Genomic DNA, 18758 nt, shown 5'->3' with positions numbered 1-18758 from the left:
GAAACAAAAAAGGGACCTGACGGTCCCTTTTTTTATGCATAAAGATCAACTCATGCCTGCACAGTTCGACGTCCCACGCCTAAAGCGACCACCACACTCAGCAGCAACACCAAGGCAGCGCCCAATAGGGTCGCACCATACCAGCCATGGTCCATGAACACACCAAAAATCAACGGCGAAATCGCAAAGCCCACATCTAAGCCTGAATACACCATGCCGTAAACCCGACCTGTGGCGCCTTTCGGTGTCGCCTTTTTGATCATCATGTCGCGCGAAGGCCCGCCCACACCAATCGCCAAGCCTGTAGCCGCCAAGATGGTCATTGTGGCCGTGGCGTCAAAGATGCCGCTACCACACAGGGCCATGAATAAAGCGGCAACCGTCATACAACTGGCAACCACTTTGTCGCTGTGGCGCGGCCAGCGCGCCGCTACAAAACCACCAACAAACATGCCTGCAGCCGCACACAACATGTACGCTGTCAAAGTAAAAGTGGCTGCTTCAAACGTCACACTGTGCATGGCTTGCAGAATCGAAACAGCAAAGCTTTGCACCACAGCCAACGTCATGGTGGACAACAAAAAGAAACCAAAGCACCACCACACCACGGGAATTTTTAAAAACGCCAGTGTGCTAACGCCCGCAGCATCTTGCTTGTGATCAACCACCTCAGCCAGTAAGAGCTCGCGCTGCCAAACCAGCAACACAAAGATGGCCAAAAACAAGCCAGCCGCCCCTACATAAGCTGTGCGCCACCCGAATGCCGCACTCAAGCCCACCATAAAGACAGGCGCAAGGGCCCAGCCCAAATTGCCTGTCAATCCGTGCGCACTGAATGCATAGCCCAAGCGTGGGGCAGACACCTTCTGATTCAAAATAGTGAAATCAACCGGGTGGAACGCACAGTTGCCAAGCCCCAAACAAGCAGCCCCCATCATCAGGCCCAAATAGCTTTGCGCTGCCGCAACTGCCAAGCAGCCCAAGGCCAAGATGACCAATGAAGCAAACAGCACAGGACGTGCGCCAAATCGATCCACCACAAAGCCCGCGGAAGCTTGCCCCATCCCCGAGACGACAAAAAATACAGTCATCAAAAAGCCGAGTTCCGAGTAACTCAGACCAAAAGTGGTCATGAAAACCGGAAACATCAGCGGCAACAGCAAGTGTGAAAAATGCGAGCTGGCATGAGCAATGCCTACCAAACCGATCACGGTTGCGTCGTCACGCCAAGGTCTTGAGATTTGAGTCAGGGTAGACATAAACAGATACAGAAAAGCGCAGCAACTGAGGAGCATCTATCCTAACTGCTGCGCTTGACTAAGGTCGTCGACTGGGGGACAAGTCCCCTCACCTGCCTGGGGTCAAACCTCTGCTTTGGTGAACGCAAACTCGCCGGGCGCACGCACGGGATCGACGTTGACCGCAATCGTGTCTTTGGGCAAGAACTTGCCCTCCAATAACAATTTGGACAACGGGTTTTCGATGCGCTGCTGAATGGCGCGCTTCAGAGGACGCGCACCAAACACGGGGTCAAAGCCTACCTTCGCCAGTTCAGCCAAAGCGGCAGGCGACACATCCAAGGTCAAGTCCATCTTGGTCAAACGCGCACCCAAAATCTTGAGCTGAATGCCCGCGATGCTGGCAATGTGCTCGGCATCCAAAGCGTGGAACACCACGGTCTCGTCAATGCGGTTCAAAAACTCAGGACGGAAGTGCGACTTGAGTTCATCCCACACCGCGTCTTTGATGTCTTGCGCGTCTTGGCCCACCATGCTCTGAATGATGGGCGAGCCAATGTTGGACGTCATCACGATGACGGTGTTTTTAAAGTCCACCGTGCGGCCTTGGCCATCGGTCAAGCGGCCATCGTCGAGCACCTGCAACAAGATGTTGAACACATCGGGATGCGCCTTCTCCACCTCGTCCAGCAACAGCACGCTGTAGGGGTTACGGCGCACGGCTTCGGTCAAGTAACCACCCTCGTCATAGCCCACGTAGCCGGGGGGCGCGCCTACCAAGCGACTGACCGAGTGCTTCTCCATGAACTCACTCATGTCGATGCGGATCATGTGGTCTTCGCTGTCAAACAAGAAACCTGCCAAGGCCTTGCACAGCTCGGTTTTACCCACACCCGTTGGGCCGAGGAACAAGAACGAACCTGTAGGGCGGTTGGGGTCGCCCAAGCCTGCACGCGAGCGACGGATGGCATTGGCCACGGCGGTGATGGCTTCTTCTTGGCCCACCACGCGGTCATGCAACTTGTCTTCCATCTGCAAGAGTTTGTCGCGTTCGCCTTGCATCAGCTTGGACACAGGAATGCCCGTGGCACGCGCCACGACTTCGGCAATTTCTTCAGCGCCCACTTGTGTGCGCAGCAAGCGATGGCCGCCGGCCGCAGCCGTCTTGCCGCTTTCGCGGGCGTTGGCTTCTTTCATCCGCTTTTCAAGCTCGGGCAACTTGCCGTATTGCAATTCGGCCACTTTGTTGAAATCGCCCTTGCGGGTGAGTTCTTCAATTTGATGGCGCAGACGGTCAATCTCTTCTTTGATTTGCGCACCGCCGTGAGCAGAAGACTTTTCAGCCTTCCAAATCTCGTCCAAGTCGGCGTACTCTTTGCCAATCTTTTCAATCTCTTCTTCGAGCAACTCCATGCGCTTTTGCGAAGCTTCGTCTTTTTCTTTGCGCACAGCTTCGCGCTCAATCTTGAGCTGAATCAGGCGACGGTCTAGCTTGTCCATCACCTCGGGCTTGGAGTCGATTTCAATTTTGATTTTGGCGGCAGCCTCGTCAATCAAATCAATCGCTTTGTCAGGCAAGAAACGGTCAGTGATGTAGCGATGGCTCAACTCGGCTGCCGCCACGATGGCGGGGTCGGTAATTTCTACACCATGGTGCACTTCATACTTCTCTTGCAAGCCACGCAAAATCGCAATCGTGGCTTCGACGGTGGGTTCGCCGACGATGATTTTTTGGAAACGACGCTCTAAGGCCGCATCTTTTTCGATGTACTTACGGTATTCGTCTAGGGTGGTCGCACCCACGCAATGCAATTCGCCACGCGCCAAGGCGGGCTTGAGCATGTTGCCTGCATCCATCGCGCCATCGGCCTTGCCAGCGCCCACCATGGTGTGCAGCTCATCGATGAACACAATGGTTTGGCCTTCGTCTTGCGCCAGTTCTTTGAGCACGCTTTTCAGACGCTCTTCAAACTCGCCGCGGTATTTCGCACCGGCCAACAAAGCGGCCATGTCCAGCGACAACACACGCTTGCCTTTGAGGGAATCGGGCACCTCGCCTGCCACGATCCGTTGGGCCAAGCCCTCCACAATCGCGGTCTTGCCCACCCCTGGCTCACCGATGAGAACAGGGTTGTTTTTGCTGCGACGCTGCAGCACCTGAATGGCACGGCGAATTTCATCGTCACGACCAATCACAGGGTCGAGCTTGCCTTGACGCGCACGCTCGGTCAGGTCCATGCAGTATTTTTTCAAGGACTCGCGTTGGCCTTCGCTCTCCGCGTTGTCTACTTTTTGGCCGCCGCGCACCGCCGTGACCGCTGCCTCTAAAGACTTACGGCTCAAACCGTTTTGAGTCGCCAGCTTGCCCCAGTGACCTTTGTTGTCGCACATGGCAAGCAAAAACAACTCACTGGCCACGAATTGGTCGCCCCGCTTAATCGCTTCTTTTTCAGCCGCTTGAACCAAGGACACGGTGTCGCGTCCCACTTGCACCTGGTCCTGGCCTTCGACCTTGGGCAAGCGGTTCATGGCGTCTTCCGCAGCAGACAACAAGCCCGACACATTGGCGCCCGCACGTTGCAAGAGCGATTTAGGGCCATCGTCTTGGCGCAACATGGCGACTAACACATGGGAAGGTTCGATGTAAGCGTGATCGCCCCCAAGCGCGAGCGACTGTGCGTCGCCCAAGGCTTCTTGGAACTTGGTGGTGAGTTTGTCAATACGCATGGAAACTCCGAGAAATTTGTTGAATTAGCCAGTATTTGAGGCTGCTGCCGACTATTTCAAGTGGCCGTGCTGCTGGCGACTTTGACATGGGTCAAAGCAGCACAGATTCAACCATCCACTCACACATCCGTCAGTGCGGTGGCGCACGTCTTTAGGGCGTAGCGGAATTGCTCGCTTTAATACCCCAGCGCGCCAAAGCTTGGTCGTCGCTCACGCGGGCATCGACCCAGCGTGCGCCTTCGGGCGTGACTTCTTTTTTCCAGAACGGCGCTTGGGTCTTGAGGTAATCCATCAAAAACTCGCAGGCCTTGAAGCTCTCGCCGCGGTGGGCTGATGTGACGGCCACAAACACAATTTGGTCTTCAGGATGCAGCAAACCCACGCGGTGAATCACGCGGGCAGCGAAAATATCAAAGCGCGTCTTAGCCTCGTCCATCATGGCCGCGATGGATTTTTCAGTCATGCCTGGGTAGTGTTCCAGCTCCATGCTGGCCACCGAGCTTCCGTCATTACGCTCGCGCACCGTGCCTAAAAACGAACACACCGCCCCCACGCGGGCATCGCACGCACGCAAGGAGGCAAGTTCTTGGCTCACATCAAAGTCTTGGGTTTGGATGCTGACGGTGAATGACATGGCGCGCCTCTGGGTTTAGCCGCCGGTGACAGGCGGAAAGAAGGCCACTTCGCAACCGTCGCTCAATGCGGCAGACGCATCACACAGGTCCTGGTTCAAGGCCATGCGCACGGCGCGGCCATGGGCCAGCACTTCGGCGTAGGCACCCCCACGAGCAATCAGCTCGTCGCGCAAAGCTTGAAGCGTGGCAGCTTGTGTACCCACGCTTTCGCTGCCCTGTCCGATGGCTTCGCGAATGGATGCAAAGTATTTGAGATTGACCTTCATGCCAGCCACTCCGCAAAGGAAATAAAGCGAACGGTATCGCCTTTTGAAATGGTTTGCCCAGCAGGGTTATCCACCACGCCATCGCCCCACACAGCGGAAGTGAGCACGCCAGAGCTTTGGTTGGGGAACAAATCCAAGCCGCCTTGCGCGTTGCGTTTGACACGCAAGAACTCGCGGCGCTTGTCAGCGCGGGGCCAATCGAAATGGGCCGTCATTTCGGTGCGCTTCACGTCTGTCTGCGTCACGCCTTGCAAGGCCAACACAAACGGACGAACCAACAATAAAAACGTCACAAAGCTAGACACGGGGTTGCCGGGTAAGCCCATGAAGTGACAAGCGTCACCATCACGGTTCACCTTGCCGTAAGCAAAGGGCTTGCCGGGCTTGATGGCCAGTTGCCACAGCTTCAACTCGCCCAAGCTCTCCACCGCGGGTTTGATGTGATCTTCTTCACCCACCGACACACCACCGCTGGTCAAAATCAAATCGTGGTGCAAAGCTGCATCACGCAAAGCGGCAATGGTGGCGTCGCGCTTGTCGGGCACGATGCCCAGATCGGTCACCTCGCAACCCAAGCGCTGCAACATGGCGCGCAAGAAGAAACGGTTGGAGTTGTAAATCGCACCAGCAGGCATGGCTTCAGGGGCCACATCGCCGGGCATGACTAACTCATCGCCCGTCGAGAACAAGGCCACGCGTGGACGCGCAGACACTTGCAACTGTGCCAAACCAATGCTGGCTGCCAAACCCAACTCAGCGGGCGTCAAGCGCGTGCCTTGGGTGAGCACCGTGGCGCCGCGTGTGACATCCTCACCCGAGCGTCGAACCCACTGCCCTGCGGGCACGGCCTTGTTCACTTTGACGTGTTCGCCTTCTAAGGCTTCACAGTCTTCTTGCATCACCACGGCATCGGCACCGGGGGGAATGGGGGCGCCCGTGAAGATGCGCGCGGCCTCGCCTGCATGGAGCTGCGTGCCGTATGTGCCCGCTGGAATGCGCTGCGTCACGCGTAGCACCGCGCCTGCTTGCGCGCAATCTGTTGCACGCAACGCATAGCCGTCCATCGAGCTGTTGTCCTGAGGCGGGACTTGCAAGGCAGCAACCACGTCTTGCGCCAGCACGCGGCCATCGGCTTCAAAGGTAGAAACCGATTGCACGCCTGTCAATACTTGAGCTTGCGCCAGCAATTGCGGCAACGCGTCATCGAGTGAAAGCAAAGCAGGACGGGTCATAGCAAAGGCGGGTTGTATTCGAAACGGTCTTGGTTGGCGACCAGCCACTCAGTGATGGCGTAGGCATCGTTCAAGTCGAGCACAGGACGTTGCGTGGCCTCTGGCAGATCTTGTGGCGAATCGGTGGCGATGGCCACCACAAAGTCGTCCTCGGGGTAGCGCACGGGCTGCTCAGAGGCTTTGCGCCAGACCTCGACCTTGAGCAAATCGCTCTTCTTAAAGCCTTCGACCAAGACCCAATCCACGCCGTCGTACACCTCGGCCAACAGGTGGTGCACAGAGAGCTGCGCAGGCTGCTCAAACTGTCGCTGCAACACCAAACGTTGGTTGGATGCCACCAGCACCTCAAACGCGCCCGCTTCGCGGTGACGCCAGCTGTCCTTGCCGGGCTTGTCGATGTCAAAGTTGTGGTGCGCGTGTTTGACCACCGACACGCGAAGCCCACGCATGCGCATGCAACCAATCAACTGCTCCACCAAGGTGGTTTTTCCTGAGCCGGAATAACCGGCAAAGGCGACGACCTTCATGCGAGGTCGCAGTGCTTGGCGATGTAGGCTTTGATTTGCGCCACATCTGCCTTCATCACCTGCACACGCTTTGGCAAAGCTTCGATGCCTTCAAACTTGGCTGGGCGATGGGGCTCTTGACCCAAGGCTTCCACGATGGTGGCGGCAAATTTGATGGGCAACGCAGTTTCCAAAACAATCATGGGCACACCAGCCTTGAGGTGCTCACGCGCCACTTTCACGCCGTCAGCCGTGTGCGTGTCGATCATTTCACCAAAGCGCTTGTGCACGTCTTGGATGGTGGCCAAACGGTTGGCGTGTGTGCTCTTGCCGCTGGCAAAACCGTAGCGCGTGGCAGCTTCTGCGAAATGCGGGTTGCCACTCAGGTCGAACTTCCCGTTCTTCAAGATTTGCGCGCCAAACAAGTCTTTGGTCAACGCGGCATCACGACCGAGCAGATCGAACACAAAGCGCTCAAAGTTGCTGGCCTTGGAAATGTCCATCGACGGGCTAGAGGTTTCGTGCGTGTCGGCGCTGCCGCGCACGCGGTACACGCCGGTGCGGAAGAACTCGTCCAGCACATCGTTTTCGTTGGTGGCTGCCACTAGGGTGTCCACAGGCAAGCCCATCATGCGGGCCACATGGCCAGCACACACGTTGCCAAAGTTGCCACTGGGCACAGTGAAGCTCACCTTTTGGCTGTTGGTCTTGGTCGCTTGGAAATAGCCTGCGAAGTAGTACACCACCTGCGCCAACAAACGCGCCCAGTTGATGGAGTTGACGGTGCCAATTTTGTATTTGGTTTTGAAGTCCAAATCGTTGGACACGGCTTTGACCAAATCTTGGCAATCGTCAAACACACCTTCGATGGCGATGTTGTGGATGTTCTCGTCCATCAAGCTGAACATTTGCGCTTGCTGGAAGGGGCTCATGCGGCCGTGTGGGCTGGTCATGAACACGCGCACACCTTTTTTGCCACGCATGGCGTATTCGGCGGCGCTGCCGGTGTCACCACTGGTGGCACCAAAAATATTCAGCTCTTCGCCACGGCGTGCCAACTCGTACTCAAACAAGTTGCCCAACAGTTGCATGGCCATGTCTTTGAACGCGAGCGTGGGGCCGTTGGACAAAGCTTCCACCAACAAGCCGTCTTCCAACGTGCGCACCGGCACGATGGCCTCGGTACCGTACACATCTTTGGTGTAGGTCTTGGCGCACAAGGCTTTCAGGTCAGCCGCAGGAATGTCGTCGATGTAGAGAGACAGCACTTCAAACGCCAAGGCTGCGTAGCCTTGGGTGTTGAACGTGTGGCGCAAACGCGTGAGCGCTGCATCGTCCACCTGTGGGTAGTGCTCGGGCAAATACAAACCGCCATCGGGGGCCAAGCCCTCGAGGAGGATTTCACAAAAACGCTTGCGCTCGGCATGGCCGCGCGTGGACAAATACAGCATCAGTTCAACTCTTCTTTGCGGATGCGGGTGATCGGGGCCAACACGGTGCTGAGCTGTTGCATCTCAGCGATGGCTTGGTTCATCTTGGCTTCCACGCAATCGTGGGTCAAGATGATGAGGTCGGTGTGGCTCTCGCCCTCACCGGCTTCACGCTGCAACACGGCATCAATGCTGATGTCGGCGCTGGCCAAAATGCCGGTGACCTTGGCGAGCACGCCCGCTTGGTCGGCCACGCGCAAACGCAGGTAATAGCTGGTGACCACTTGAGCCATCGGCAAAATAGGCAAGCTGCTCATCGCGTCGGGCTGGAAGGCCAAATGCGGCACGCGGTTGAGTGGGTCTGCGGTGTGCAAACGTGTGATGTCCACCAAGTCTGCAATCACGGCGCTGGCGGTGGGCTCGCTGCCCGCGCCTTTGCCGTAGTACAGCGTGGTGCCCACGGCATCGGCGTGCACCATCACCGCATTCATCGCGCCTTCAACGTTGGCAATCAAACGCTTGGCGGGCACCAAGCAAGGGTGCACGCGCAGTTCAATGCCTGCAGCGGTGCGCTTGGAAATACCCAACAGCTTGATGCGGTAACCGAGTTGTTCGGCGTATTTGATGTCTTGTGATTCAAGTTTGGTGATGCCTTCGACATAGGCCTTGTCAAACTGCACAGGCACGCCAAACGCAATGGCAGACATGAGCGTGGCTTTGTGCGCCGCGTCCACCCCTTCGATGTCGAAGGTCGGGTCAGCTTCGGCATAGCCCAAGGCTTGTGCTTGCTTGAGCACGTCGCCAAAGGTCAAGCCTTTGTCGCGCATCTCAGACAAGATGAAGTTGGTCGTGCCGTTGATGATGCCGGCCAGCCACTGAATGCGGTTGGCCGTCAGGCCTTCGCGCAAAGCTTTGATGATCGGAATACCACCGGCCACAGCGGCTTCAAATGCGACCATCACGCCCTTTTTGTGGGCGGCTGCAAAGATTTCTGTGCCGTGCACAGCCAGCAAAGCCTTGTTGGCCGTGACCACATGTTTGCCCGCTTCGATGGCTTCGAGCACGAGTTGTTTGGCAATGCCGTAGCCGCCAATGAGTTCGACCACGATGTCGATGTCAGGGTTGGCGATGATCTTGCGCGCATCGTCCACCACTTGCACATTCGCACCCACGATGCTTTTGGCGCGTGCCACATCGAGGTCAGCCACCATGGTGACTTCAATGCCGCGACCGGCGCGACGTTGGATTTCTTCTTGGTTACGTTTGAGCACTTCATAAGTGCCGCTGCCCACAGTGCCAATGCCTAACAGGCCTACTTGAATCGGTTTCATGCTTTTCTATTTCGGTAGTTTTCTAAGAATTTTGCGATGCGTGAGATGGCCTCACGCAAGTCGTCTTCGTGGGGTAAGAACACAATACGGAAGTGGTCCGTGGTCTTCCAGTTAAAGCCCGTGCCCTGCACCAACATGACCTTGGTTTCTTGGAGCAACTCCAAGAAAAACTGTTGGTCGTCTTTGATGGGGTACACCTTGGGGTCCAAGCGAGGGAACATGTACAACGCGGCTTGCGGCTTCACGCACGTGACGCCAGGAATGGCCGTGATGAGTTCATAGGCCAAGTCACGTTGCTTGCGCAAACGACCACCCTCACCCACCAAATCGTTGATGCTTTGGTAGCCACCCAAGGCGGTTTGAATCGCCCATTGCCCTGGCACGTTGGCGCACAGGCGCATGTTCGAGAGCATATTGAGGCCCTCGATGTAATCGGCCGCAGGCTTTTTGTCGCCCGACACCACCAACCAACCTGCGCGGTAGCCGCATGAGCGATAGCTCTTGGACAGCGAGTTGAAGGTGAGCGTCAACACGTCTTCGCTCAAGCTGGCGATGGGCGTGTGTTTGACGCCGTCGTACAACACCTTGTCATAAACCTCGTCAGCAAAAATGATCAAGCCGTGTTTGCGCGCGAGCTCAACGATTTGCATCAGCAATTCATCTGAGTACAAAGCACCCGTGGGGTTATTGGGGTTGATGACCACAATGCCCTTGGTGTTCTTGGTGATCTTGGAGCGAATGTCGTCGATGTCAGGCATCCAACCATTCGCTTCGTCACACAAATAATGCACAGGCGTACCGCCAGACAAGCTGACCGCCGCTGTCCACAAGGGATAGTCGGGCGCAGGCAACAGCAACTCATCGCCGTTGTTAAGCAAGCCATTGGTGGCCATGACGATGAGCTCGCTCGCGCCATTGCCAAGGTAGATGTCATCGAGCGTGACGCCTTTGATGCCTTGCTTTTGCGTCTCGTGCATCACCGCTTTGCGGGCGCCAAAAATGCCTTTGCTGTCCGAATAGCCCGCCGAGGTGGGCAGGTTGCGGATCATGTCTTGCTGAATTTCTTCAGGCGCATCAAAGCCAAACACGGCCAAGTTGCCGATGTTGAGTTTGATGATCTTGTGGCCTTCCTCCTCCATTTGACGCGCTCGGTCCATGATGGGACCGCGAATGTCATAACAGACGTTGGACAGCTTGTTGGATTTTTGGATCTTCTTCAAAGTCCCTCCGAGGGCTCTTTTACGGGGTGAAACCTATAATTTGACCACAGATCTCAAGGCATTTATGAAATTACAACCCGATCGCATCGAGACCCAGTCCGTCACGGCTTATGGCCCAGGATGGGTGGCCATCCAAGGCGAAAAAATCACGCACAGTGTGCTGATCACCTCTGAAGGCGTACGCCTTGACTGGCATTGCCAAAATTTTGAAGATTTGGGCCCACAACACTTTGCACAACTGGCTGAGTTAGACGTTGAGTTGGTCATCTTCGGCAGCGGCGAACGTTTGCGCTTCCCTAGGCCCGAATGGCAAGTGGGTCTGATGCAACGCCGTGTGGGCCTAGAGACCATGGACACACAGGCCGCGTGCCGCACCTACAACATCTTGGCCGGTGAAGGCCGCAAGGTTGCTGCAGCGCTGCTCATCGAAAGCGTCACAAGTAATGATTAAGAACACGCTTCGCTTTGCAACGATGGCTGCATGAAGAACCGCATCGAGACGAGGTTTCTAAGTTAAAATAGCGGGTTGCCGGAAGGAGGCTGTCTCGACAGTCGCCTCCTTCATCCGGCTGTCTTCACTGTCACACCTGATTGAGCGCTATGGCAATTGTTGTCAACAAACCCCTCCCCGAATTTGAAGCCAATGCAACAGGCGGCATCAAGGTTACCAACAACTCGCACACAGGCCAAATGATGGTCTTGTACTTTTACCCAAAGGACAACACCCCTGGCTGCACCACCGAAGCCATGCAGTTCCGCGACAAGTACAAAGACTTTGTCAAAGCGGGTGCCTTGGTATTTGGCGTGTCACGCGACAACATGAAGTCGCACGACGAGTTCAAGACCAAGCTCGAATTGCCGTTTGAGTTGATTGCCGACACAGAAGAAAAAATGTGTCACATGTTTGGCGTCGTGAAAAACAAAATCATGTACGGCAAAAAAGTCAAAGGCATTGAGCGCAGCACGTTTTTGGTAGGTGCAGATGGCCTGCTCAAAGAAGAATGGCGTGGGCTCAAAGTACCGGGCCATGTGGACGAAGTATTGAAAGCTGTCAAAGCCTTGAAGAAAGCTGCAGCCTGAAACAAGCCACATAAAGTGTCACAGAGCTCGGTTATAGTGGCTCCATGACATTGACAGAAGCGAACACGTTTCCAACGAAAAGCCGCCTTGGCCTCCAGGCGGCTTTTTCGCTTTTTAAGTCCGTCTTTTGCGTTTCAACTCTTTAAGTTTCATCTATGCCACTGCCTCCAGCCCCAGCCAAACGCGCCGCCTTGTTGAACACCGAGGGATTAGATACGGCACCCGCCAAATCGCGCAGCACACGCAAATCGGCGCCACGACACGAGGAACACGTCGCCGAAGAACGCATGCCTCCCCAGTCGCGCGAAGCATCAGCCGCAGTGACCCAAAAACATGAGGCGATCCCCGCGTACAAAGGCGAACGCAAAGCTGCACCCGCACGCACGGCAGCCCCCAAAAAGGCCAAGCACACGGGGCCAACAAAGCTGTTTGTGCTCGACACCAACGTGTTGATGCACGATCCCATGTGTTTGTTCCGCTTTGAAGAACACGATGTGTTCTTGCCCATGATCGTCCTGGAAGAGTTGGATGGTCACAAAAAAGGCATGACCGAAGTGGCGCGCAATGCCCGTCAAACGAGCCGCTCCCTTGATGCGTTGGTCGCGTCGCACAACGCTGACATCATCACAGGCATCAAGCTCGATGGCACCGGTCACATCGAAGTGGGCGGGCGTTTGTTCTTTCAAACCGAGCCACTCGATTTCACACTGCCCTCGAGCCTGCCGCAAGGCAAGGCCGACAACCAAATTTTGGGCGTCGTAGAAGCCCTTCGCATCAAGCACGCACCGCGTGAAGTGGTGTTGGTCTCCAAAGACATCAACATGCGCGTCAAAGCCCGCGCCTTGGGCTTGGCTGCTGAAGACTACCAAAACGACAAAACCCTTGAAGACGGCGACTTACTCTATTCAGGCGCCATGGCTTTGCCAGAAGACTTCTGGATCAAGCATGCCAAATCGGTTGAGAGCTGGCAAAGCGGCAGCAACACTTATTACCGTTTGAGTGGCCCCTTGGTACCCGACTTGCACATCAACCAGTTCGTGTATTACGAAGCAGCGGGTGAGCCTAGCCTCTATGCCCGTGTGACTGAGATTCGCGGCAAAACCGTGGTGCTGAAAACACTCAAGGACTTCACGCACCTCAAAAATGCCGTGTGGGGCGTGAGCACCCGCAACCGCGAGCAAAACTTCGCAATGAACTTGCTCACAGATCCCGAGATTGACTTTGTCACGCTGACCGGCACCGCAGGGACCGGTAAAACCTTGATGGCTTTGGCCGCGGGTCTCACACAAGTGTTGGACGACCGCCGTTACACCGAAATCATCATGACCCGCGCCACTGTGAGCGTGGGCGAAGACATTGGCTTCTTGCCAGGCACAGAAGAAGAAAAAATGGGTCCGTGGATGGGCGCATTGGACGACAACCTCGAAGTGTTGGCAAAAACTGAAACCAATGCTGGCGAATGGGGCCGTGCTGCCACGAATGATTTAATTCGTAGCCGCATCAAGATCAAGAGCCTGAACTTCATGCGCGGACGTACTTTTTTGAACAAGTACCTCATCATTGATGAAGCGCAAAACTTGACGCCCAAGCAAATGAAAACACTCATCACGCGCGCGGGCCCCGGCACCAAGATTGTGTGCATGGGAAACTTGGCACAGATTGACACGCCCTACCTCACCGAAGGCTCATCTGGCTTGACGTACGCGGTGGACCGCTTCAAAGGCTGGCCACATGGCGGCCACATCACCTTGGCCCGTGGCGAGCGCTCGCGACTCGCTGACTTTGCCAGCGAAGTGCTTTGACGCCTAGCCAGCGTTAATAGTCGCCGCCACTGCTGTAGCCACTGGCCAAGCTTTCGAACTTGGTGAGTGGTTTCAAGAAGGCCAGCTTGACGGTCCCAGTGGGGCCGTTACGCTGCTTGCCGATGATGACCTCGGCCACGCCCGGCTCTTTGGACTCTTTGTTGTAGTAGTCATCGCGGTAAATGAACATGATCACGTCCGCGTCCTGCTCAATAGCGCCGGACTCTCGCAAGTCACTCATCATGGGGCGCTTGTCAGTGCGTTGTTCCACGCTTCGGTTGAGCTGAGACAAGGCAATGACCGGGCATTGCAGCTCTTTGGCCAGCATTTTCAAACCCCGCGAAATCTCGCCAATCTCGGTAGCACGGTTGTCGCCACCGCTGCTGCTTGAGCCGCTCATGAGCTGCAAATAGTCGACCACGATGAGGCCGAGCTTGCCGCACTGACGCGACAAACGACGGGCGTTGGCACGCAACTCACTGGGGGTCAAGCCCGGCGTTTCGTCGATGTGCAGCGACACATTGCGCAGCTTCTCAATGGCTTCGGTCAAACGCGGCCATTCGTCATCGCTCAGCTTGCCCGTACGCAAATGACCTTGGTCCACACGACCAATCGAACCCACGATACGAACCGCCAGTTGCGAAGCGCCCATCTCCATCGAGAACACAGCGACAGGCAGACCTTCGTTCAAAGCCACGTGCTCGGCAATGTTGATCGCCAGCGCCGTTTTACCCATGGAAGGACGCGCCGCCAACACAATCAAGTCACCCGGCTGCAAGCCTGAGGTCATGCGGTCAAAGTCGATAAAGCCTGTGGGCACGCCGGTGATGTCGTTTTGGTTGTCCGCCATTTCTTGCACGCGGTCGAGCAAGTCCACCACCAACTGCGGCATGGCTTGGAAACCCTGCTTCATGCGTGAGCCTTCTTCACCGATGTTGAAGATTTTTTGCTCAGCTTCGTCCAAGATCTGGGCGACTGCCCTGCCCTGTGTGTTGAAGGCGTTGGTGGCGATTTCGTCGCTGGCTGTCACCAACTTGCGCAGAATCGAGCGTTCGCGCACGATTTCGGCATAGCGACGAATGTTGCTCGCGCTTGGCACATATTGGGCCAAGGCATTGAGGTAGCCCAAGCCACCGATTTCTTCGGCCTTGCCAAGTGCTTGCAAATGCTCGTAGACCGTGATCACGTCAGCCGGACGGCTGGTGTTCACCAATGCGCCAATGGCGGCGTACACCTGTTTGTGTTCGTAACGGTAGAAGTCACCGTCCACCAACAAATCCCCCACGCGATCCCACGCGCCGTTGTCCAGCAGCAAGCCGCCCAATACGCTGGACTCGGCCTCGATGGAGTGCGGAGGAATGCGCAGTTGTGCAATTTGCTGGTCGTGAGAGAAGCTCTCATCAAAGCTGGTAGTAGCGGCTGACATGGTGATCCTGTAAAACACACATCCTAAGCCCAGAGGCGCCAAACGCTTGGGATAACTCTGTGGATAAGAGGTGGGTTAGCTGGGGAAATGCAAAGAACAAATAAAAAAGCCGCTCCGAAGAGCGGCTTTTCAGGTGCGGGGAAACTTAAGCAGTCTCGCCTTGCACGTTGACAGTGATTTCAACAATCACGTCCGTGTGCAATGCCACGCCAACAGCGCTTTCGCTGACTGTTTTGATCGGGCCATGAGGCATGCGGATTTGAGCTTTCGCTACTGGGAAACCTTCTTTCGTCAACGCTTCAGCGATGTCGTGGTTGGTCACAGAGCCGAACAAACGACCGTCCACACCCGCTTTTTGGCTGAGCTTGATGACTTTGCCAGTCAACTTCTCGCCTTGAGCTTGTGCAGCAGCCAATTTTTCAGCAGCAGTTTTTTCGAGTTCAGCGCGGCGAACTTCGAATTCTTTGATCGCTGTCTCAGTGGCGCGACGTGCACGGCCTGATGGGATCAAAAAGTTACGGGCGTAACCATCTTTCACACGGACGATTTCGCCGAGGTTGCCGAGGTTCACGACCTTGTCGAGCAGAATAATTTGCATGGTCGGTCTCCTTAGATCTTGTGCTGGTCGCTGTATGGCACCAAGGCCAAGAAGCGTGCGCGCTTGATGGCAGTGTTCAGCTGACGTTGATAAATAGCGCGTGTGCCAGTCAGGCGTGCGGGAATGATCTTGCCGTTTTCGGCAATGAAGTCACGCAATGTGTCGACGTCTTTGTAGTCGATTTCTTCAACGCCAGTGACGGTGAAGCGGCAGAAGCGCTTGCGCTTGAAAAGCAATGATTGCGTGTTGCGCTTTGGGCGCTTGTCTTTGTTGAATTTCTTGAATGTGGCCATGATCTGGGCCTCCTATGAAATTTGCTGAAAATCTTGAATATGAAAAACGACGTTTTTGCTGTTACGAGGTGAGGCTAAAAAGCCACTGAACTGCCAAAGGCTACCGAGGGGAAGTTGAGCGAGACGCTCAGCCAAAGATCCCAAGGCGACTGTTTTGACGGTTGCTTTGACTTGTCGCTTTTGCCCTGCTTCTTGAATGTCAGACTCGTGTTCGAGGCTTAGATCAATGGCGGGTAAACCGGCTGGGGTGTATCGCAGGGCCGAAGCCTCCACAACACAAGCATTCAAAACAACGTGGTTCAAACCTTGTAGTAAGTCAGCAATTAGCCCGCGAACTCAGCTTGCTGGTTCTTGCGAGCTTCTTCGCGCTCAACTGTCTTCATCATGATGGAAGGCGCGGTGTCGGCCTTCTTACGCAAGACAGTCATGTGGCGCAACACAGCATCGTTGAACTTGAACGCGTGTTCGAGTTCAGACATCACAGCTTGGCTAGCTTCGATGTTCAAGCAAATGTAGTGAGCTTTGGCAAGCTTGTTGATCATGTAGGCCAACTGGCGGCGACCCCAGTCTTCCGTACGATGAATAGCACCACCACCTGCGGTGATCATGCCTTTGTAACGCTCCAGCATGGCTGGAACTTGTTCGCTTTGATCCGGATGGATCAACAAAATGATTTCGTAATGACGCATGGACACTCCTTGTGGATGTGAAGCTGCCTACGGCGTCTGACGCGGGCAGCAAGGGAAAAGCCCACGATTATAGTCAATTTTTATCGCGGCAAAACTGGCTCACCAAAATGCCAAAGCACAGCCCCACCGGAACGCCAAAAACGCCTGAGCAAACTGGGTCCAAATCCCACCACAAGGTATTGACCGCTTGCAATTGAAGACGCATCTGCACCCATGGGTGGTTAGAAGCGATGTAGTATAGACTCACCGCCAAACCCGACACCATCGCAGCAATGGCGCCTAAACGCGTCATGCCACGCCAGTAAAGCCCCAGCAGCAGCACAGGGAAAAAAGTGGAAGCAGCCAAAGAAAAAGCACAAGTCACCCAAAACAAAATGCTCACAGGACGGTTCGTGGCAAACCAGGCTGCTATCAAAGCCACAACCATCAGCAAAATTTTCGACAACATGACACGTCGCAGTGGTGGCGCGTGTGGGTCCGCCGTCTGAAAATACAAGTCTTGCGCCAAGGCGTTCGAAATGGTCAACAGCAACCCATCCGCTGTCGACAAGGCAGCGGCCAAGGCCCCTGCTGCGAGCAAGCCTGTGAACACCGATGAAATGTGCGTCATCTCAGGCACGCCCAGCACCAAGTAGTCATTGAACAAGCGAATGTCTGCAAACTGCACGATGCCATCTTGGTTGTGATCCTGAATGCTCAAAAGCGCCAGCTTTCGCAATTTCAAACGGTCCGCCCAATCGGGAAGCTGGTCTAAATGCGCACCGACCAACTCGTTCAACACGAATGATTTCAGCAAGACGGCCAAGGCAGAAGCGCACAAGTACACGATCACGATGAAGAACAACGCCCAAACGATGGAGCGTTGCGCTTCTGCTGGCGTTGCCGTGGTGAAGGAGCGCACCAACACATGAGGCAACGCAGCGGACCCCAGCATCAAGCAAAAAACCAAGGCGAGGCTGTTGAACCACCCTTGGTTCCATCCCGCCAAATAAGGCGCCTGAAAGCCTACAGGTCGACTGATGGCTTGCTCAAACACCTCTCGTTCGGCCTGCCAAGCCCCCACCAAGCGGTCCACGGTGGGTTCACGCCATGCGGAGTTCGCTTCTAAGCGTTGTATTTCACGCAGCGGCGCATTGTCAGCCTTCGCCCTCGCCACTTGGCGCATCACTGTTTGACGTTCGATTTCACGTGCGTTGACGGGATCGGCAATCTTCGCGTCCAAGTTACTCATGCGCAGGCTGATCACTTCACGTGTGGATTGCTCGGCGGGATCCGCTTCAATTTGTTTAGCGCGCGCTTGAATTTGCGGCAGCGACTGCGCCGCTGCAATCGTGACAAATGGATGGCCTTGTGTTTTGAACGACACCGCCATGCTCAACACGACCATCGAGACAACGATCACCACGCACTGCACACCTTGGGTCCACGTCACGGCGCGCATGCCGCCTAAGAACGAGCACAAGAGCACGCCCCCCAAAGCCAAGAACACGCCGAGCTCAAACGTCAAACCAGACAACATCGAGGCTACCAAGCCAATGCCGTAAATTTGTGCCACCAGGTAAATGCTGGAACACAAAATAGCCCCCCAAGCGGCCAACCAGCGCACAGCATCGCTGTTGAAGCGGCGACCTAGAAATTCAGGAATGGTGATCGATTGCGAGCGGTTGAGCTTGGCTGCGAATAGAAAACCCAAGATGCAAAAGCCGCCCGTCCAACCCAACAAATAAGCCAAACCACCGGGGTGCTGACCATCGCCCACAAAACCGTCGGACAACAACAACCCCGTTAAACCCAAAAAAGAGGCGGCAGAAATCCAGTCTGCCGCCGTTGCCATGCCATTCAGTGGTGCGCTGATGCGCCGCCCGGCAACGAAGTACTCCTCAGGCACGGTCGTTCGACAGAACATGCCGATCACGGCATAACCGATGATCGACAAGACCAAGAAAAACCCATTCACCAAGGCCCGAGGCACGCCAGCAAAGTCGGCCAACAGCAACAGCAGCGTGAGCACAACCAAGCCAGCAAAGCCACCCAACAGCAAAGGCCACGGCCAGGACTTAAGGCGCATGGTCATCACGCTCGGACGCTTGCGTGCCCCACCAAGCCAAAAGGAAATAAAGAATGGGAACGGCTTGCGCGACCCACAAAAAATGCAGCATCGTCATGTCTGGCAACAGCCAAGCCACCGCCAACGATCCAATTGTCAGCACAACCAAAGCCAGCAAGCCCCACCGAGAGCGAAGGGGCAAGCTGGCTGAACTGATGCGTTCTGGAGGTTGCTGCAT

19 protein-coding genes are annotated in these 18758 nt (G+C 55.6%); 3 read left to right on the top strand and 16 right to left on the bottom strand.

Annotated elements, in window-relative coordinates; genetic code table 11:
- Window positions 1-50: 50 nt before the first annotated feature.
- The 9 genes from QMG15_RS04830 to QMG15_RS04790 all read right to left on the bottom strand — a co-directional run bounded on the left by QMG15_RS04830 (window position 51) and on the right by QMG15_RS04790 (window position 10585).
- A complete protein-coding gene (locus QMG15_RS04830; RefSeq protein ID WP_281789760.1) occupies window positions 51-1259 on the bottom strand; it encodes an MFS transporter in 1209 nt (402 codons plus the stop codon).
- A 102-nt stretch (window positions 1260-1361) separates the two neighbouring features.
- On the bottom strand, window positions 1362-3965 hold the full coding sequence (gene clpB, locus QMG15_RS04825; RefSeq protein WP_281789759.1) for an ATP-dependent chaperone ClpB: 2604 nt from the start codon (window positions 3963-3965) through the stop codon (window positions 1362-1364).
- Window positions 3966-4116: 151 nt separating this feature from the next.
- On the bottom strand, window positions 4117-4599 hold the full coding sequence (moaE, locus tag QMG15_RS04820) for a molybdopterin synthase catalytic subunit MoaE (RefSeq protein ID WP_281789758.1): 483 nt from the start codon (window positions 4597-4599) through the stop codon (window positions 4117-4119).
- Between the two features lie 15 nt (window positions 4600-4614).
- Complete coding sequence (gene moaD / locus QMG15_RS04815; protein WP_281789757.1) at window positions 4615-4866, bottom strand: molybdopterin converting factor subunit 1; 252 nt, start codon at window positions 4864-4866, stop codon at window positions 4615-4617.
- Window positions 4863-6098 carry a gephyrin-like molybdotransferase Glp gene (gene glp / locus QMG15_RS04810; protein ID WP_281789756.1) on the bottom strand — a complete coding sequence of 412 codons (1236 nt, stop codon included), beginning with the start codon at window positions 6096-6098 and terminating at the stop codon, window positions 4863-4865. The genes moaD and glp overlap by 4 nt, the downstream gene beginning before the upstream one ends.
- Window positions 6095-6625, bottom strand: a complete 531-nt coding sequence (gene mobB / locus QMG15_RS04805; RefSeq protein WP_281789755.1) for a molybdopterin-guanine dinucleotide biosynthesis protein B — start codon at window positions 6623-6625, stop codon at window positions 6095-6097. Before mobB ends, glp begins: the two co-directional genes overlap by 4 nt.
- Window positions 6622-8055, bottom strand: a complete 1434-nt coding sequence (gene thrC / locus QMG15_RS04800) for a threonine synthase (RefSeq protein WP_281789754.1) — start codon at window positions 8053-8055, stop codon at window positions 6622-6624. The genes mobB and thrC overlap by 4 nt, the downstream gene beginning before the upstream one ends.
- Window positions 8055-9365: a homoserine dehydrogenase gene (locus QMG15_RS04795; protein ID WP_281789753.1), complete on the bottom strand. Its 1311-nt coding sequence runs from the start codon at window positions 9363-9365 to the stop codon at window positions 8055-8057. Before QMG15_RS04795 ends, thrC begins: the two co-directional genes overlap by 1 nt.
- Window positions 9362-10585, bottom strand: a complete 1224-nt coding sequence (locus QMG15_RS04790; RefSeq protein WP_281789752.1) for a pyridoxal phosphate-dependent aminotransferase — start codon at window positions 10583-10585, stop codon at window positions 9362-9364. Before QMG15_RS04790 ends, QMG15_RS04795 begins: the two co-directional genes overlap by 4 nt.
- A 64-nt stretch (window positions 10586-10649) precedes the next feature.
- Here QMG15_RS04790 and QMG15_RS04785 point away from each other — a divergent pair, with 64 nt between their 5' ends.
- From QMG15_RS04785 to QMG15_RS04775, 3 genes are all read left to right on the top strand, one after another.
- Complete coding sequence (locus QMG15_RS04785) at window positions 10650-11036, top strand: Mth938-like domain-containing protein (protein WP_108402549.1); 387 nt, start codon at window positions 10650-10652, stop codon at window positions 11034-11036.
- Between the two features lie 149 nt (window positions 11037-11185).
- Window positions 11186-11665 carry a peroxiredoxin gene (locus QMG15_RS04780; RefSeq protein WP_108358967.1) on the top strand — a complete coding sequence of 160 codons (480 nt, stop codon included), beginning with the start codon at window positions 11186-11188 and terminating at the stop codon, window positions 11663-11665.
- A 155-nt stretch (window positions 11666-11820) separates the two neighbouring features.
- On the top strand, window positions 11821-13467 hold the full coding sequence (locus QMG15_RS04775; protein WP_281789751.1) for a PhoH family protein: 1647 nt from the start codon (window positions 11821-11823) through the stop codon (window positions 13465-13467).
- A 13-nt stretch (window positions 13468-13480) separates the two neighbouring features.
- Here QMG15_RS04775 and dnaB read toward each other — a convergent pair whose 3' ends face one another.
- From dnaB to QMG15_RS04740, 7 genes are all read right to left on the bottom strand, one after another.
- On the bottom strand, window positions 13481-14893 hold the full coding sequence (gene dnaB / locus QMG15_RS04770; protein ID WP_281789750.1) for a replicative DNA helicase: 1413 nt from the start codon (window positions 14891-14893) through the stop codon (window positions 13481-13483).
- A gap of 145 nt (window positions 14894-15038) precedes the next feature.
- Window positions 15039-15491: a 50S ribosomal protein L9 gene (gene rplI / locus QMG15_RS04765; protein ID WP_281789749.1), complete on the bottom strand. Its 453-nt coding sequence runs from the start codon at window positions 15489-15491 to the stop codon at window positions 15039-15041.
- Between the two features lie 11 nt (window positions 15492-15502).
- Window positions 15503-15784 carry a 30S ribosomal protein S18 gene (gene rpsR / locus QMG15_RS04760; protein ID WP_044397946.1) on the bottom strand — a complete coding sequence of 94 codons (282 nt, stop codon included), beginning with the start codon at window positions 15782-15784 and terminating at the stop codon, window positions 15503-15505.
- Between the two features lie 12 nt (window positions 15785-15796).
- Window positions 15797-16087, bottom strand: a complete 291-nt coding sequence (gene priB, locus QMG15_RS04755; RefSeq protein WP_281789748.1) for a primosomal replication protein N — start codon at window positions 16085-16087, stop codon at window positions 15797-15799.
- Between the two features lie 20 nt (window positions 16088-16107).
- Window positions 16108-16473 carry a 30S ribosomal protein S6 gene (rpsF, locus tag QMG15_RS04750; RefSeq protein ID WP_104799310.1) on the bottom strand — a complete coding sequence of 122 codons (366 nt, stop codon included), beginning with the start codon at window positions 16471-16473 and terminating at the stop codon, window positions 16108-16110.
- Between the two features lie 73 nt (window positions 16474-16546).
- Window positions 16547-18541 carry a VC_2705 family sodium/solute symporter gene (locus QMG15_RS04745; protein ID WP_281789747.1) on the bottom strand — a complete coding sequence of 665 codons (1995 nt, stop codon included), beginning with the start codon at window positions 18539-18541 and terminating at the stop codon, window positions 16547-16549.
- Complete coding sequence (locus tag QMG15_RS04740) at window positions 18531-18758, bottom strand: hypothetical protein (protein WP_281789746.1); 228 nt, start codon at window positions 18756-18758, stop codon at window positions 18531-18533. The genes QMG15_RS04745 and QMG15_RS04740 overlap by 11 nt, the downstream gene beginning before the upstream one ends.

The organism is Limnohabitans sp. INBF002 (assembly GCF_027924905.1).
Classification (GTDB): Bacteria; Pseudomonadota; Gammaproteobacteria; order Burkholderiales; family Burkholderiaceae_C; genus Limnohabitans.
Note: the sequence above shows the minus strand (reverse complement) of the source record. Positions and strands in the feature narration are given on the sequence as shown.

Excerpts from the sequence above, each read along its gene's own strand:
- QMG15_RS04830 (WP_281789760.1), bottom strand. The coding sequence starts at position 1,259 with ATGTCTACCCTGACTCAAATCTCAAGACCTTGGCGTGACGACGCAACC.
- clpB (WP_281789759.1), bottom strand. The coding sequence starts at position 3,965 with ATGCGTATTGACAAACTCACCACCAAGTTCCAAGAAGCCTTGGGCGAC.
- moaE (WP_281789758.1), bottom strand. The coding sequence starts at position 4,599 with ATGTCATTCACCGTCAGCATCCAAACCCAAGACTTTGATGTGAGCCAA.
- moaD (WP_281789757.1), bottom strand. The coding sequence starts at position 4,866 with ATGAAGGTCAATCTCAAATACTTTGCATCCATTCGCGAAGCCATCGGA.
- glp (WP_281789756.1), bottom strand. The coding sequence starts at position 6,098 with ATGACCCGTCCTGCTTTGCTTTCACTCGATGACGCGTTGCCGCAATTG.
- mobB (WP_281789755.1), bottom strand. The coding sequence starts at position 6,625 with ATGAAGGTCGTCGCCTTTGCCGGTTATTCCGGCTCAGGAAAAACCACC.
- thrC (WP_281789754.1), bottom strand. The coding sequence starts at position 8,055 with ATGCTGTATTTGTCCACGCGCGGCCATGCCGAGCGCAAGCGTTTTTGT.
- QMG15_RS04795 (WP_281789753.1), bottom strand. The coding sequence starts at position 9,365 with ATGAAACCGATTCAAGTAGGCCTGTTAGGCATTGGCACTGTGGGCAGC.
- QMG15_RS04785 (WP_108402549.1), top strand. The coding sequence starts at position 10,650 with ATGAAATTACAACCCGATCGCATCGAGACCCAGTCCGTCACGGCTTAT.
- QMG15_RS04780 (WP_108358967.1), top strand. The coding sequence starts at position 11,186 with ATGGCAATTGTTGTCAACAAACCCCTCCCCGAATTTGAAGCCAATGCA.
- QMG15_RS04775 (WP_281789751.1), top strand. The coding sequence starts at position 11,821 with ATGCCACTGCCTCCAGCCCCAGCCAAACGCGCCGCCTTGTTGAACACC.
- dnaB (WP_281789750.1), bottom strand. The coding sequence starts at position 14,893 with ATGTCAGCCGCTACTACCAGCTTTGATGAGAGCTTCTCTCACGACCAG.
- rplI (WP_281789749.1), bottom strand. The coding sequence starts at position 15,491 with ATGCAAATTATTCTGCTCGACAAGGTCGTGAACCTCGGCAACCTCGGC.
- rpsR (WP_044397946.1), bottom strand. The coding sequence starts at position 15,784 with ATGGCCACATTCAAGAAATTCAACAAAGACAAGCGCCCAAAGCGCAAC.
- rpsF (WP_104799310.1), bottom strand. The coding sequence starts at position 16,473 with ATGCGTCATTACGAAATCATTTTGTTGATCCATCCGGATCAAAGCGAA.
- QMG15_RS04745 (WP_281789747.1), bottom strand. The coding sequence starts at position 18,541 with ATGCGCCTTAAGTCCTGGCCGTGGCCTTTGCTGTTGGGTGGCTTTGCT.
- QMG15_RS04740 (WP_281789746.1), bottom strand. The coding sequence starts at position 18,758 with ATGCAGCAACCTCCAGAACGCATCAGTTCAGCCAGCTTGCCCCTTCGC.